General features: G+C 65.9%; 13 protein-coding genes. 5 read left to right on the top strand and 8 right to left on the bottom strand.

The annotated features are described in order from the left end of the window. Nucleotides 1-236: 236 nt before the first annotated feature. The 3 genes from RVY76_RS13610 to RVY76_RS13600 form a co-directional block, all read right to left on the bottom strand. Nucleotides 237-821, bottom strand: a complete 585-nt coding sequence (locus tag RVY76_RS13610) for a hypothetical protein (protein ID WP_317374709.1) — start codon at nucleotides 819-821, stop codon at nucleotides 237-239. Further along, on the bottom strand, nucleotides 821-1,768 hold the full coding sequence (locus tag RVY76_RS13605; protein ID WP_317374707.1) for a calcium/sodium antiporter: 948 nt from the start codon (nucleotides 1,766-1,768) through the stop codon (nucleotides 821-823). Before RVY76_RS13605 ends, RVY76_RS13610 begins: the two co-directional genes overlap by 1 nt. Nucleotides 1,769-1,937: 169 nt before the next feature. After that, nucleotides 1,938-2,738 (bottom strand): S49 family peptidase, encoded by an 801-nt coding sequence (locus RVY76_RS13600; RefSeq protein WP_317374705.1) that lies wholly within the window; start codon nucleotides 2,736-2,738, stop codon nucleotides 1,938-1,940. A gap of 118 nt (nucleotides 2,739-2,856) precedes the next feature. On the opposite strand from RVY76_RS13600, the gene RVY76_RS13595 reads away from it, so the two are divergent. After that, a complete protein-coding gene (locus tag RVY76_RS13595; protein ID WP_317374703.1) occupies nucleotides 2,857-3,765 on the top strand; it encodes an AEC family transporter in 909 nt (302 codons plus the stop codon). A 2-nt stretch (nucleotides 3,766-3,767) separates the two neighbouring features. Here RVY76_RS13595 and RVY76_RS13590 read toward each other — a convergent pair whose 3' ends face one another. Together RVY76_RS13590 and RVY76_RS13585 are read right to left on the bottom strand one after the other, a co-directional pair. Further along, complete coding sequence (locus RVY76_RS13590; protein WP_317374701.1) at nucleotides 3,768-4,529, bottom strand: ABC transporter permease; 762 nt, start codon at nucleotides 4,527-4,529, stop codon at nucleotides 3,768-3,770. Then, entirely contained in the window at nucleotides 4,526-5,455 is a 930-nt protein-coding gene (locus RVY76_RS13585; protein WP_317374700.1) for an ABC transporter ATP-binding protein, read from the bottom strand. The genes RVY76_RS13590 and RVY76_RS13585 overlap by 4 nt, the downstream gene beginning before the upstream one ends. 134 nt (nucleotides 5,456-5,589) lie before the next feature. On the opposite strand from RVY76_RS13585, the gene RVY76_RS13580 reads away from it, so the two are divergent. Together RVY76_RS13580 and zapE are read left to right on the top strand one after the other, a co-directional pair. Then, a complete protein-coding gene (locus tag RVY76_RS13580; RefSeq protein WP_317374699.1) occupies nucleotides 5,590-6,795 on the top strand; it encodes a TIGR03862 family flavoprotein in 1,206 nt (401 codons plus the stop codon). Nucleotides 6,796-6,804: 9 nt separating this feature from the next. Then, nucleotides 6,805-7,878 carry a cell division protein ZapE gene (gene zapE / locus RVY76_RS13575; protein WP_317374698.1) on the top strand — a complete coding sequence of 358 codons (1,074 nt, stop codon included), beginning with the start codon at nucleotides 6,805-6,807 and terminating at the stop codon, nucleotides 7,876-7,878. A gap of 79 nt (nucleotides 7,879-7,957) precedes the next feature. Here the strand turns inward: zapE and RVY76_RS13570 are convergent, their stop codons facing one another. The 3 genes from RVY76_RS13570 to RVY76_RS13560 form a co-directional block, all read right to left on the bottom strand. Next, a complete protein-coding gene (locus tag RVY76_RS13570) occupies nucleotides 7,958-9,235 on the bottom strand; it encodes a folylpolyglutamate synthase/dihydrofolate synthase family protein (RefSeq protein ID WP_317374696.1) in 1,278 nt (425 codons plus the stop codon). A gap of 7 nt (nucleotides 9,236-9,242) precedes the next feature. Further along, nucleotides 9,243-10,175 (bottom strand): acetyl-CoA carboxylase, carboxyltransferase subunit beta, encoded by a 933-nt coding sequence (gene accD, locus RVY76_RS13565; RefSeq protein ID WP_317374694.1) that lies wholly within the window; start codon nucleotides 10,173-10,175, stop codon nucleotides 9,243-9,245. A 74-nt stretch (nucleotides 10,176-10,249) separates the two neighbouring features. Next, nucleotides 10,250-11,137: a type II CAAX endopeptidase family protein gene (locus RVY76_RS13560; RefSeq protein ID WP_317374693.1), complete on the bottom strand. Its 888-nt coding sequence runs from the start codon at nucleotides 11,135-11,137 to the stop codon at nucleotides 10,250-10,252. A 171-nt stretch (nucleotides 11,138-11,308) separates the two neighbouring features. Between RVY76_RS13560 and ilvD the strand changes: the two genes are divergently transcribed. Together ilvD and RVY76_RS13550 are read left to right on the top strand one after the other, a co-directional pair. Then, nucleotides 11,309-13,072 (top strand): dihydroxy-acid dehydratase, encoded by a 1,764-nt coding sequence (gene ilvD, locus RVY76_RS13555; protein WP_317374691.1) that lies wholly within the window; start codon nucleotides 11,309-11,311, stop codon nucleotides 13,070-13,072. Nucleotides 13,073-13,156: 84 nt separating this feature from the next. Then, nucleotides 13,157-15,172 (top strand): NADPH-dependent 2,4-dienoyl-CoA reductase, encoded by a 2,016-nt coding sequence (locus RVY76_RS13550; protein WP_317374690.1) that lies wholly within the window; start codon nucleotides 13,157-13,159, stop codon nucleotides 15,170-15,172. Nucleotides 15,173-15,178 lie beyond the last annotated feature (6 nt).

Below are 15,178 nucleotides of genomic sequence, written 5' to 3'. Positions count from 1 at the left end.
CATCAAGGTGAAAGGCGTCCCCTCAACCGGTGGATAAGTCTGGGGGCAAGCATGTGGGGTCTCGGAAAAACCGTGTCGTTCCGGCGCCTTCTTTACATTGCCCATATATTAGGCGCATCGGCAAGCCATTGATTTTTCGATATATAAATATCAAGAGACCGCAAGCCCTTGGGAAGGTTGACGCTTTGATGACGGTTCGGTGACGGATTGGATAAGCCGTGACGCTGCGGGAACGATTAGTCCCGAAGGTCCAGGGGAACCGACAGGATCTCACCGGTCAGCGCGGACGTCGAAATCGCGAAGCGCAGCGTCTCGATCAGACGGCCGGGGATCGGATCGAATTGGACGTCCAGCGCCTCGGGGCGGATCTCGTCGCGCATCCCGGCCGAGGGTCGCGCAGGCACGATCGCATTGACACGGAGCTTCGGTGCCATCTGCAAAGCCGCCATCCGGGTCATGGCAATCAACCCTGCAGCCGCGACAGCCTGGCTTGCATGGCGCGACGCGGCGAGGCCCGGAGCCTCATCGATCACGTGGAGAATTTGCGCAGAAGCCAGACATTCGCCGCTTTCATCGCGGACGGGATCCGGCGCACGCGCATGGAAGGATGCGGCCGACACGGCGATCCGCCCGAGCCAGCAAGCGGCTTCGGACCAGACCAGCGTATCGGGAGCGCACAGCGTATCGGGTGCCACGGGTGAAGTGATCGTCACGAGCAGTTCCGCGACACTTCCCTCTGCAACGATCTCGGCCTCGAGGGCACGCAAATCTGCGGCTACTGCATCGCGCAACGGGCCCTGCCCCAGCAGGACCGCGCGCATCAGAGCATCACCAGCCGCGCGAGATAGGCCGCATAACCAAGGCAGAAGACGAGGCCCCAGACCCGCCCCATATGCCAGTTGCGAAAGACGAAAGGCGCAAGAAGCACCGATGCCGCGAGCATGACCCAGAGGTCGAGTGCCAGGAATTCGGACTCCACCGGTATGGGGCCGACCAGCGAAGCAATGCCGATGATCGCGAGAAGGTTGAAGAGGTTCGATCCGATCACGTTGCCGAGCGCCACGTCCGCCTGCTTTCGGAAGGCCGCGGCGACCGTGGTGGCGAGTTCGGGCAGCGACGTGCCTATGGCCACCAAGGTGAGGCCGATCACGGCATCCGACAGACCGAAGCGCTGCGCGATCTCGGTCGCGGAATTGATGAGGATCTGCGCGCCGATGGGCAGCCCGACGAGCCCCAGGACAAGAAAGCCGACGATCTTCCACCACGGCATCGAAAGATCAGCGCCTTCGACCTCCTCCTCGGGATTGGCCTTCTTGAACTTTCGCGTGGCGAGCCCCTCACGCAGCTGGTCACCCAGGACGAGCGCGAGCGCCGCCAGCATGATCAGCCCGTGCCACCACGTGAGAGGCCCGAGGAATGCCAGGGCGATGAAGAGCAGCGTGGCCCCGATCATGGTTACGAAACTCTTGCGGCTTTCCCGACCCTCCATTGCAAGCCCCGTGAGGATCGCGGGCACGCCCAGGACGAGGAGCACATTGGCCGTGTTCGACCCCACCACGTTGCCGAGTGCGATGCCCGGCACATTGTCGAGAACCGCCTGCACCGAGATCAGCAGCTCTGGCGCGGAGGTACCGAATGCCACGATGGTCAGGCTGACGATAAGGGCGGGGATTCCGAGCCTCAGCGCAAGATTCACGGCCCCACGCACCAGCGCGTCGCCGGCGAAGACCAGGATGACGAGGCCGAGCGCGGCCCAGAGATAGACCATCTAGCTCTTGTCCTTTCCGCAAGGGCACGTGCCCTTGCCCATGCGATAGCGCCCGCAGGCCCTGCATTTCATGCTTTGCAATTTCTTCTGGCCCGGGAACCGCAGCCTGCCGAACATGGCAAGCACCAGCATTCCGATCAGGAACAGGCTGACGACCTTGATCACGGAATCAGAGCCCGAACCGGGCGAAGGCTGCGCGATCCTCGACCTCGTGGAGCGTGTCGCAGACGAGCGCCGATCCGAAGCGCGACAGGAACGGCCTGCGCTGCTTGTAGGTGACGAAGCGGGTCTTGCTGCCGAAGCGTTCCTTCATCACCGGGACCAGATGACCGATCCCGTCGACAAGACCCACCTCGCGCGCACGCTCGCCCACCCAGACTTCGCCGGTAAAGAGGCGGTCGTCATCCGCAAGCTTCGGGCCCCGGCGATCCTTGACGTGGGCGATGAAGGCCTCGTGGATCTGGTCCTGCAGGTCGCGCAGACGGGCGACGTCATCGGGGTTCTCGGGACGGAACGGGTCGAGCATGCTCTTGGATTTGCCTGCCGTATAGACGCGCCGCTCGATCCCGTAGCGTCCGATGAAACCGTCGAGACCGAACCCCGCAGAAATCACGCCGATCGACCCAAGGATGGAATTGCGATCCGCATAGATCTCGTCCGCCGCGACGGCGAGCCAGTAGCCGCCCGATGCCGCGACGTCCTCGACGAATGCCACGACCGGCACGCCCTTCTCGTCGGCGAGCCTGCGGATTCGGGCGGCGATGAGCGAGGATTGCGCGGGGCTTCCGCCCGGCGAATTGACGACAAGGGCGACCGCGCTGGGCTTTCCCTTGCGGAATGCCTTCTCGATCAGGGGCGCGAGGCTCGCATCGCTCAGCCGCGCACCGGCCCCGCCGGACGCGATGATGCCCTGCATCCGCACGACAGCGACGACAGGGTCCTTCCGAAGGAACGGGATCATTCGTCTCATGCCCATCGATCTAGGCGGTATGGGCCCGGACGCCAAGCCCGGAAGCGACCACCCGCCCTTGGAGGCCGCGATGCGTCGGGCTAAGGCGGGAAGTGCCAACTGTCCGGGGATCCCCTCCATGCTGCTCTTGACCATCTGGCCGATTTTCGGGCTCATATGCCTCGGTTTCGCGCTGGCCCGGACGGGCATTCCGGGAACCGGCTTCTGGCCGATGGCCGAACGGATCAACTACGTACTGCTTTTCCCGGCGCTTCTGGTGGTAAATCTTGCAGGCGCGCCATTGGGCGATCCGTCGATCCTGCGCCTCGGCGGTGCGACGCTCGCCACGATCACGCTCGCCTCGGCCGTCTTCGCGCTCGCGGCATGGCCCGTGCGACCGGCGGCGGCAAGGTTCGGCCCGGCGCTGCAGGGTATCGTACGGTTCAACACCTATCTCGGCCTCGCAATCGTGGCGAGCGTCCTCGGCGACGGCGCGCTCGGGGCGGCGGCTGTGCTTCTCGCAGTGGCCGTGCCGTTGGTGAACGTGCTGTCTGTCATGGCGCTCAGCTATGACGGGCACTCGCGCGGTATCGTGGCTTTGCTGCGTTCGATCGTTACCAATCCGCTGATCGTGGGTTGTGCGGTCGGCATCGCGATTTCGCTTGCCGGGACTGGACTGCCATGGGGAATGGACAGCTTCCTCGGCTTCCTGGGTCAGGCGAGCCTGCCGCTCGGGCTGCTCTGCGTCGGTGCCGCATTGCGGCCTCGGGCGCTCGGGCGGGAGATCCGGGTTCTTGCGGGTATCTCGGTGCTGCGCCTTCTGGCGATGCCGCTGCTGGCGTTCGGAATGGCGCTGATCTTCGGCCTCGGGGCGGACGAGGCCGCGATCCTCGTGATCTTCGCCGCGATCCCCACGGCATCCACGGCATATGTCCTGACGCAGCAGATGGGTGGCGACGGGCGATTGATGGCCGGGATCGTGACGGCCCAGACACTCGCCGCGCTTTTCACGATACCGTTCGTCCTGGGACTTCTCGGGATCGGCTGAAATCAGTCGCGGATGCGCCAGCCAGTTTTGAAGATCCAGAAGATCGTCGCGATGCAGATTCCCGAAAAGCCCATGATCGCGAGAAGGCTGACGAGGATCGGCACGTCGGCCAGGCCGTAGAACGACCACCGGAACCCCGAGATGAGATAGACGACCGGGTTGAAGTAGCTGATCGCCTGCCAGGCGTCGGGCAACATAGATACGGAATAGAACGCGCCGCCCAGGAAGATCAGCGGCTGCAGCACGAGAAGCGGGACGAGCTGCAACTGCTCGAAATTGCCGGCCCAGATTCCGATGATGAAGCCAAGAAGACTGAAAGACAGGCATGTGAGAACGAGGAACGCCAGCATCCAGAACGGATGCAGGATTTGCAGATCGACGAAGAAGAAAGCCGTCACCAGGATGATGAGCCCGATCGCGAGGGATTTCGTTGCCGCTGCCAGAACGTATCCGGCCGTGATCTCGGCGAAGGATGCGGGGGCCGAGAGAAGCTCGTAGATCGTTCCGATGAATTTCGGGAAGTAGATCCCGAAGGCCGCGTTCGTCACCGATTGAGTGAGCACCGTCAGCATGATGAGGCCCGGCACGATGAACGCCCCGTAGCTTACGCCCTCCACCTCGTCGATGCGGCTGCCGATGGCGGCACCGAAGACCACGAAGTAGAGCGACGTCGAGATAACCGGGGCCGCCACGGATTGCAGCAGGGTGCGGAAGGTCCGCATCATCTCGAAGATGTAGATCGCGCGGATCGCCGTGAGGTTCATCGCGCCTCTCCTTGGGTGAGATCGACGAAAATGTCCTCGAGGCTCGATTGCTCGGTGCGCACGTCGCGCATCTGCAAACCTGCCGCCTGGAGGTCGTTGAGCAGCTTCGTGATACCCGTTCTGTCGCGGCGGCTGTCGTAGGTATAGACAATTTCCGATCCGTCGCTGCCGAGACCGAGATCGTAGGAGCCGAGTGCATCGGGCACCTTGTCCACCGGACGGGCGAGCTCGATGACGAGTTGCTTGCGGCCGAGTTCCGCCATGAGCGCATCCTTCTCTCGGACGAGCTTGATCTCGCCCTTGGCGATGATGCCGATACGGTCGGCCATGAGCTCGGCCTCCTCAATGTAATGTGTGGTGAGGATGATGGTGACGCCGTGCGATTTCAGGTCGCGCATCGTCTCCCACATCTCGCGGCGCAGCTCGACATCGACGCCGGCGGTCGGCTCATCGAGGAAGAGCACGCGCGGCTCGTGCGACAGCGCCTTGGCGATCAGCACGCGACGCTTCATCCCGCCCGAGAGTTCCTTGACCTGCGAATTGCGCTTGTCCCAGAGTGAAAGCTGGCGCAGCACCTGCTCGATATGCGCGTCGTCGCGGCGTTTGCCGAAAAGCCCGCGCGAGAAGGTGACGGTGTTCATGACCGTCTCGAACGGTTCGAGATTGATCTCCTGCGGAACAAGGCCGATGAGGCTCCGCGCCTTGCGATATTCTTGAACCGTATCGTGCCCGCCCACGCTGACGCTGCCACCCGTTGCGGTCGTGATGCCGCAGATGATCGAGATGAGCGTGGTCTTGCCCGCCCCGTTCGGCCCCAGCAGGGCTAGAACTTCCCCGTCCCGGATCTCGAGCGAGACGTCCTTGAGAGCCTGGAACCCGCCGTCATAGGTCTTCTCGAGATGGGATACGGAGACGATGGATGACATTGGGCTGACCTCGGATTTCGGGAGCCCGCCTTACCTAGCGCTGCCCCTCGGGCGAGGAAAGGGCCCGCTGTCACGCGTCTGTGCGCAAGGTAGGGGCTGGAGCCCGGGCCCGGGATATGCGAGCGATCCGGCCCATGACCCCGCGCGCACTCGTGATCGGCGGCGGCCCCGCCGGATTGATGGCAGCCGAAACGCTCGCCCGTGAGGGCCATCCCCCGCTTCTGGCCGAAGCGATGCCGACGCTCGGGCGCAAGTTCTTGATGGCAGGCAAGTCCGGACTGAACCTCACGAAAGAGGCCGATGACGGCGAGTTCGAACGCGCCTACGGCGCGGGTGCGGGACCCGTTCCCGGCATCGTGCGCGAGTTCGATCAACGCGCGCTGCGCCGCTGGGCGACCGATCTGGGCGTCGAGACCTTCGTGGGCTCCACGGGTCGCGCGTTCCCGAACGCGATGAAGACCTCGCCATTGCTCCGGCGGTGGATCCGAAGGCTTGAGGGGATGGGGGTCGACTTCCGCACGCGCTGGCGATGGACCGGAACACATGGCGGTTTTGACTTCGATACGCCCAACGGGGTCGCGACGGTAGAGCCCGAGGTCGCGATCCTCGCGCTCGGCGGGGCGTCATGGCGTCGGCTCGGATCGGACGGGGCCTGGGTGCCTTGGCTGCGGGCGGCGGACGTTCCGGTCAAGGATTTCGCGCCGGCGAATGCGGGGCTCGATATAGCATGGTCGGCCCATATGGACCGTGTGATGGGATTACCGATCAAGGGCGCGGCGCTCCTCGCGGGCGCGGAGGTCCATCGTGGGGAATTCGTCATCTCGCACCGGGGTCTGGAAGGCGGCGGGATCTACGCCGCCAGCAGGGCAGTGCGAGAGGGAGCGGATCTGCATATCGATCTCGTTCCCGACTGGCCTGCCGACAAGGTCGCGGAACGGATCGCATCGGCACGCGGATCGGTCGGCAACCGTCTGCGAAAGGGCGCGCGGCTCGGCCCCGCGGCGCAAGCGCTCGTCATGGAATTCGGACGCCCCCTGCCCCAAGGGGCCGCGCTGGCCACGCTTCTGAAGCGGTTGCCGGTTCGCCACCGGGGATTGCGGCCCCTAGACGAGGCAATTTCCTCGGCGGGCGGGATCGCCTGGGAGGCGGTGAGCGGGGATCTGGAGCTTCGCGCGATGCCGGGCACGTTCGTAGCAGGCGAGATGCTCGACTGGGAGGCACCGACAGGTGGCTACCTGCTCAGCGCCTGCTTCGCGACGGGCCGGCATGCAGGGCTGGCGGCGGCACGACGCCTCGGCTCGGCCGAAAAGCGAATTTCCAATCCCCGCGCCGACCGCTAGGAGGACCCCATGGCAGAGGATTTCGAGAATATCTATGCGCGCGCCGTCGAGGCGGGCGAAATCGAGGCGGACCCGGCGCAGGAGGCGATCCTGTCGGAATTCACCCGCATCGCCGAGGCACTGGACAGGCCCGAGCCCAGCAAGCGTGGCTGGTTTTCGCGCAGGTCCGACCCCGAGCCCGCGACCGGCCTCTATCTCTGGGGTGGCGTCGGACGGGGCAAGTCGATGCTCATGGATCTCTTCTATCGCAATGTCGGAATCGAGCGGAAACGGCGCGTCCATTTCCATGCCTTCATGCAGGAGGTCCATCGCGGCATCGCGGCGGCACGCGCCGAAAGTGTGGAGGACGCGATCGGCCCGGTGGCGGCGGAACTCGCCAGCGATCTGCGGCTGCTCTGCTTCGACGAGATGCAGATCGGCGACATCACAGATGCGATGATCGTCGGACGGCTTTTCGAACGGCTTTTCGCCGACGGCGTGACGGTCGTCGCGACCTCGAACCGGGTGCCGGACGATCTCTACAAGGATGGCCTCAACCGGCAACTCTTCCTGCCCTTCATCGAGCTGCTGAAGGGTCGCATGAAAGTGGTCGAGCTCGCCTCGCCGCGCGACTGGCGGCAGGACCGGATCGCGGGGGCCGATCTCTATTTTCATCCCGCGAATGCCGAGGCGCGCCGGGCAATCGACGCGCTGTGGGAGAAGCTCGCGGACGGGCCCGGCGAGCCGCTCGAACTGACCGTATCGGGCCACAAGGTGACACTTCCGCGATATTCCGGCGGCGTGGGGCGCGCGGGCTTCTGGGAGCTTTGCGGCAAGCCGCTGGGTGCTGCGGACTACATCGCCATCGCGGGCCATGTGCGCGTGCTGATGATCGAGGACATCCCTCGTCTCGGGCGGGGCAACCACAACGAGGCGAAACGCTTCGTGACGCTGGTCGATGCGCTTTACGAGGCACGCACGCGGCTCGTCGCTTCGGCTGCTGACACACCCGAAAGCCTCTATGTGGAGGGGTCGGGTGCGTTCGAGTTCGAACGAACCGCCTCCCGGCTGCGAGAGATGCAAAGCGCCGACTGGGCCGCCTAAGGGTCGACGGCCTCCGGCGAGACGACCCGACGGCCATGAGTATTTTCGGACAGATGAAGCTGAAAGGTACCGCGCGGGTTCAGGAATGGTCCTGCAGGATGCGGCCGGCAAGGTAGAGCGAGCCGCAAACGAGGATGCGGGCGTGAGGTGCGCGCGCGGCGATCGCGGCGCAGGCAGCGCGGTCGCTTTCCGCCGTATGCGCCTCGATGCCCACGATGCGGGCGGCGTCGGCGGTTCTATCGGCGGGCAGGGTGTTTGCCTCGCCCGGGATCGACAGTGCTGTAAGGCTCGTCACATGGGGGGCGAGCGGGGCGAGATAGCCCGCGACGTCCTTGGTGTTGAGCATGCCGCAAACGAGATGCGTCTCGCGCGCCGGCATCGCGGCGAGGGTCGCGGCGATGGCTTCGCCCGCAGCCGGGTTGTGCCCGCCATCGAGCAGGATCTCGGCCTCGGGGGCCGCGTCGATGCAAGGACCGTGCTTGAGACGCTGCATCCGCGCAGGCCAGACGGCCTCGCGCATCGCCCGGGCAATCGCATCCTCACCGAGGCCGATCAGGCGAAGCGCCGCGATCGCGGTGCCCGCATTGTCGATCTGGTGTGGCCCCTGAAGCACCGGGAGCGGCAGATCGAGAAGGCCGCGTTCGTCCTGGAAGACGAGGCGGTCGCGTTCCGACCAGACGTGCCAATCCTGCCCATAGGTCGAAAGCGGAGCGCCGAGCCGGGCCGCGCGCGCCTCGATCACTTCGAGGGCCGCGTCGGACTGCCGCGCGATCACCGCCGGGGTGGTGCGTTTCAGAATGCCTGCCTTCTCGCCCGCGATGGCGGCGATCGTGTCGCCGAGATAGGATTGATGATCGAGCGCCACGGGCGTGATGATCGAGAGCGCGGGGTGCGCCACCACGTTCGTTGCGTCGAGCCGCCCGCCGAGCCCGACCTCGAGCAGCGTGTAATCGGCGTGATGGCGCGCGAAGGCCAGGATCGCCGCGCAGGTCGTGACCTCGAAGAATGTGATCGGCGCCCCGTCATTCGCGTCTTCGCACTCGTCGAGCAGCGCAGCCAGATCAGGTTCGGAGATCAGCTCGCCCGCGACGCGGATGCGTTCGTGGAACCGTGCGAGATGCGGCGAGGTATAGGCATGGCAGGTCTTGCCGGCGGCTTCGAGCCCGGCGCGGATCATGGCGAGGGTCGATCCCTTGCCGTTGGTCCCGGCGATGTGGATGACCGGAGGCAAATTTCGCTCGGGATTGCCGAGCCGGTCGAGAAGGCGGTGCATCCGGTCGAGCGAGAGGTCGATGATCTTCGGATGAAGCGTACTCAACCGCTCGAGGATGATGTCGGAATCGCGTGTCGCGCCCATGGGCGGTTCAGCCGGGCTCGCCCTGGCCGTCCGTCTCGGAAAGCGGCTCTGATCCGTTGCCGGGCGGAGGCAGGTCGGCGGCGACCGCCGGCGGCATGTGGCGCAGCATCCGCAGTATCGTCACCAGTTCGTCGCGCATTCTGCGCCTGTCCGTGACGCGGTCGAGCATGCCGTGATCGAGCAGGTATTCCGCGCGCTGGAACCCTTCGGGAAGCTTCTCGCGGATCGTCTGCTCGATGACGCGAGGGCCCGCGAAGCAGATGAGCGCACCGGGCTCGGCGATCTGGATGTCACCCAGCATCGCGTAGGAAGCCGTGACGCCGCCGGTCGTCGGATGCGTCAGCACGACGATGTAGGGCAGCCCCGCCTCCTTCACCATGTCGACCGCGACGGTGGTGCGGGGCATCTGCATGAGCGAGAGGATCCCCTCCTGCATGCGCGCGCCGCCTGCAGCGGAGAAGAGGATGAGCGGACGCTTGAACTCGACCGCGCGCTCGGCCGCGGCGAGGATCGCGTTGCCGACATACATCCCCATCGAACCGGCCATGAAGCTGAAATCCTGACCGGCGGCCACGACGGGCACGCGGCCGATCTCGCCCTCGACGACGAGCATCGCTTCCTTCTCGCCGGTCTGGCGCTGCGCCTGGCGCAGGCGGTCGGGGTACTTTTTCTGGTCGCGGAACTGCAGCGGATCGGCGGCGGGCGCGGGCACCGCGACCTCGCGGAAAGCGCCACCGTCGAAAAGCGTGTGAAAGCGCACCCGCGGTGTCATCGCCATGTGGTGGTCGCAATTCGAGCAGACGTTCAGATTCTCGGCAAGTTCGCGGTGGAACAGCATCGTTCCGCATTCGTCGCATTTGGTCCAGAGATTCTCGGGGACCTCGCGACGCGAGAAGAGCGAGTTGATCTTTGGACGGACGTAGTTGGAAATCCAGTTCACCGGCGGTCCACTCCGTGGTCGATCCGTATTATGGGCGTGGCCCGGGCAATATCGTTACCGTGTCAGGAATGCAATCAGCGCCCCAGCCGCCAGCGCAAGGCGATCCAGACCACGATGATGAGCGCCAGATCGGCCATCAGGAGCGGCCCGGTGATGGCGACCTCGCTTGCCGCATAGGGCGTGACGAAGAGCGCGAGACCGGTGATCGTGCCCTGCGTCGAGAGAAGCAGGATCGCCACGACGTTGTTGGCCATGTGCAGGCCCCAGGCCGCACCGACGGAGCCCGTCGCATTGGTGAGGTCGGCCGCGATGAGACCGAAAAAGGCGGTCGATCCGACGACCGCCCAGGCATTCGAGCCGAGCGTGTTCGGATCGTAGTGCAGCAGCCCAAACAGCAGCGACGGCACCAGCATGTAGACGAGCGGCGTCGGAAACCGTGCGGCGAGTTGCTGCATGATGTAGCCGCGGAAAAGCAATTCCTCCGCTCCGGTCTGCACCGCGACCGCGAGAAGCGAGAGCGGCAGCAGTGCCAGCCATAGCGCGGGCGGCACGTTCGCGACTGCGTCGAAGCCCGCGAACCAGAAGAACAGCATCGCCCCGTAGATCACCGCCGAGATCGCCAGCGCGGCGAAGAAATCGCGCAGCACGACGCGGCCCGGCCCGAAGAGCGATCGCGCGCCGCGCCTGTGAAGAAGCCGTGCGGCGACGATCGGGGCCAGGAACATGCCGACGAAGGTCGAAAGCAGGATCAGCGTCGCGCGTGGCGTGACCGGATCAGCCAGCGTCGCCATCACCTCCATCGCACCCGAAAGGCCTACCGCCAGCGCGAGGAGGCCGATACCGAGCGCGACCCAGACCACCATGACCAGCACGACGACCAGAAGGCCCAGGACGAGCCGCCAGAGCTCGGGCCGGCGACGTGCCGGAGCGACGAATGCCGTGAATGGCAAAGCCTTCGTCATGTGGGATCGGTCCTCGGGTCCTGTGCCGGAAGACACTATCGCCCCGGCCGCCGAGGCGCAATTCGGCAGTTGGATCCCCGCCGCCCGCAGACGGCGCGAGCCTTGTGGAACGCCGCCCCGTCACCTATTCGGTGAACCCAGCCAGAGCCAGCCCGAGGGGAGACCGAAACCATGCTGCGCAACAAGCCCGACAAGTCCAAGCTGCCCTCGCGCCACGTGACGGAGGGGCCGGCGCGCGCGCCGCACCGTTCCTACTATTACGCGATGGACCTGACGCAGGACGAGATCGACCAGCCCTTCGTCGGCGTGGCGACCTGCTGGAACGAGGCCGCGCCCTGCAACATCGCGCTCAACTGGCAGGCCCAGTCGGTCAAGACCGGCGTGAAGGCCGCCGGCGGAACGCCGCGCGAATTCACCACGATCACCGTGACCGACGGCATCGCGATGGGCCATGAGGGGATGCGCTCCTCGCTCGCCTCGCGCGAGGCAATCGCCGACACGGTCGAGCTGACCATGCGCGGCCATTGCTACGACGCGCTGGTGGGGCTCGCCGGCTGCGACAAGTCTCTGCCGGGCATGATGATGGCAATGATCCGCCTCAACACGCCGTCGGTCTTCATGTATGGCGGCTCGATCCTGCCGGGCAAGGTGCCCGAGGGAGCGGACGTTCCTGCCGATTTCGCGACGCGCGACCTGACGGTTCAGGACATGTTCGAGGCCGTCGGCCGCTATCAGTCGGGCGAGGTCACCGACGAACAGCTCGCCGTCCTCGAACGCGTGGCCTGCCCCTCGGCCGGGGCCTGCGGCGGTCAGTTCACGGCCAACACGATGGCATGCGTGTCCGAGGCGATCGGCCTCGCGCTCTTCAACAGTTCGGGCATGCCCGCACCGTTCAAGGATCGCACGCAATACGGCGAGGCGTCCGGCGCAGCGGTCATGAACCTCATCGAAAAGAACATCCGGGCGCGCGACATCGTCACGCGCAAGTCGCTGGAGAACGCGGCGCGGGTCGTGGCCTGCACGGGCGGATCGACCAATGCCGGTCTTCACATGCCCGCGATGGCGCATGAGGCGGGGATCGATTTCGACCTGCTCGACGTCACCGACATCTTCCGCGACACGCCCTATTTCGTGGATCTCAAGCCCGGCGGGCAATACGTCGCCAAGGACCTTTACGAAGCCGGCGGCGTGCCGGTCGTGATGAAGGAACTGCGCCGCGCGGGCCTCATCCACGAGGATTGCATGACCGCATCGGGGCGCTCCATCGGCGAGGAGATCGATCTGGTCGAGCGCGAGGCCGACGGCCGAGTGATCTATCCCGTGGACACACCCATCACCAAGACGGGCGGCGTCGTGGGTCTCAAGGGCAACCTTGCCCCGGAAGGTGCGATCGTGAAAGTCGCGGGCATGTCGGAGGCCGAACAGGTCTTCACAGGCCCGGCGCGCGTCTTCGAGAACGAGGAAGAGGCCTTCGCCGCAGTCAAGGCGCGGTCCTACAAGGAAGGCGAGGTCCTCGTCATCCGCAACGAAGGCCCAGCGGGCGGCCCCGGCATGCGCGAGATGCTGGCGACCACCGCGGCACTGTCGGGCCAAGGCATGGGCAAGAAGGTCGCTCTCATCACCGATGGACGCTTCTCGGGCGCGACTCGCGGCTTCTGCGTGGGTCATGTCGGCCCCGAAGCGGCGCATGGCGGACCGATCGCGCTGCTCGAGACCGGCGACATCATCACGATCGATGCAATCCGCGGCGAGATCAGCGTGGATCTTGCGGCAGAAACGCTCGACGAACGTCGGGCCGGTTGGAAAGGCGCGAAGCCCACGATCTATGCCTCCGGGGCGCTTTGGAAATACGCCCAGCTTGTCGGCGACACCCGCAAGGGGGCCGTCACACATCCGGGCGGCAAGGCCGAAAAGCACGTCTACATGGATCTCTGATCTCTCGCTGACGCGGGGTCGCGAGGTGACAGCCTCGCGATCCTGCGCCAGTTTGCCCGGACCGGGAACGGGAGGGTCCGCCGGATGACAGACTATTCCCACATGCTTGCCCCGCTCGATCTGGGATTCGTCACGCTGAGAAATCGCGTGCTGATGGGATCGATGCATACGGGCCTCGAGGAGCGCGGCGACTGGACCCGTGTCGCTGCCTTCTACGCCGCCCGCGCACGCGGCGAGGTTGGCCTGATCGTGACGGGCGGAATGGCCCCCAATGCCGAAGGCGGTGTCTTTCCAGGCGCCGCGGGGCTTTATACCGACAACGACATCGCGAACCATGCCCGCGTCACCGATGCCGTCCACGAGGCGGGCGGACGCATCGCGATGCAGATCCTCCATGCCGGACGCTATGCCTACGGCCCCGATTGCGTGGCTCCCTCAGCGCTCAAATCGCCCATCTCTCCCTTCGCGCCCCGCGAACTCGACGAGGCGGGGATCGAGGCCCAGATCGACGCCATCGCGACAGCCGCAATCCGCGCACGCCAGGCGGGATACGATGGCGTGGAGGTGATGGGCTCCGAAGGATATCTCATCAACCAGTTCCTTGCGCCCAGGACCAATCGGAGGACGGATCGCTGGGGCGGATCGACCGAGAACCGGCAACGCTTCGCGGTCGAGGTCATGCGACGGGTCCGCGCGGCAGTAGGCGACGACTTCATCGTCATCTATCGCCTGTCGCTCATCGACCTCGTCCCCGAGGGACAGAGCTGGGAGGAGGTCGTCGCGCTCGCCCGCCGGATCGAGGGGGCCGGGGCCACGATCCTCAATACTGGCATCGGCTGGCACGAGGCGCGGATCCCGACCATCGCGACCTCGGTGCCGCGCGCGGCATTCGCCTGGGTGACCGCGAAGCTCATGGGAGATGTCGGCATCCCGGTCATCGCGTCGAATCGGATCAACGCGCCAGAAACGGCCGAACGGATCCTGGCCTCGGGCGGGGCCGACATGGTGTCGATGGCGCGGCCATTCCTCGCAGACCCCGATTTCGTGGCGAAGGCCCGCGCCGGCCGGACACGCGCGATCACGCCCTGCATCGCCTGCAATCAGGCCTGCCTCGATCACACGTTCGGCGGCAAGCTTTCCACATGCCTCGTCAATCCGCGGGCCTGTCACGAGACCGAACTGGTCGTGGAGCGGGCAGCCGTGGCTCGCCGGATCGCCGTGGTGGGCGCGGGGCCCGCGGGCCTGGCCGCCGCGATGACGGCAGCCGAACGCGGCCACCGCGTGACCCTCTTCGAGCGCGACGCCGAGATCGGTGGCCAGCTCAACATGGCGAAGGTCGTGCCGGGCAAGGAGGAGTTTGCGGGCCTCGTCGCGTATTACGTCCATATGGTCGCCGAGATGGGCATCGAAACACGGCTCGGCGTCGATGTGAGCCCCGAAGATCTCTCCGGGTTCGACGATGTGATCGTCGCGACAGGCGTCCTGCCGCGCGACCCCTCCATCCCGGGCGGCGACGGCCCCAACGTGTTGAGTTACGTCGACGTGTTGAAGCACGGGGTGGAGCCCGGCGCACGCGTCGCGGTACTGGGCGCGGGCGGGATCGGCTTCGATCTGTCGGAATTCCTCGTGACCGAGGGGCACCCGACCGAGGACCTGCCGGCATGGCTTGCCGAATGGGGCGTGGGCGACCCGGAAAGTGTCCGCGGAGGTTTGATGCCGGACGGTCCGAACCCGCCGCCGCCCGCCCGCAAGGTCTGGCTCCTGCAGCGCAAAACCGAACGCCTCGGCAGGGGGCTCGGCAAGACGACCGGCTGGATCCACCGCGCGGGCCTCGGAATGCGAGGGGTCGAGATGCTTGGCGGTGCCCGATACGATCGCATCGACAAGCGCGGCCTGCACGTAACCCTCGACGGAGAGCCGCGTGTGATCGAGGTCGACACGGTCGTCCTCTGCACCGGCCAAGTGCCGGCGTGCGACCTGTCGCAGCGACTGACTGAGGCGGGGATCGCGCATCACGTGATCGGCGGCGCGGATGTCGCGGCCGAACTCGACGCGAAGCGGGCGATCGATCAAGGCACACGGCTCGCCGCGACGCTCTGAACGGCC

Origin of the sequence: Palleronia sp. LCG004, assembly GCF_032931615.1 — a bacterium.
In the GTDB taxonomy this organism is placed as follows: domain Bacteria; phylum Pseudomonadota; class Alphaproteobacteria; order Rhodobacterales; family Rhodobacteraceae; genus Palleronia.
Note: the sequence above shows the minus strand (reverse complement) of the source record. Positions and strands in the feature narration are given on the sequence as shown.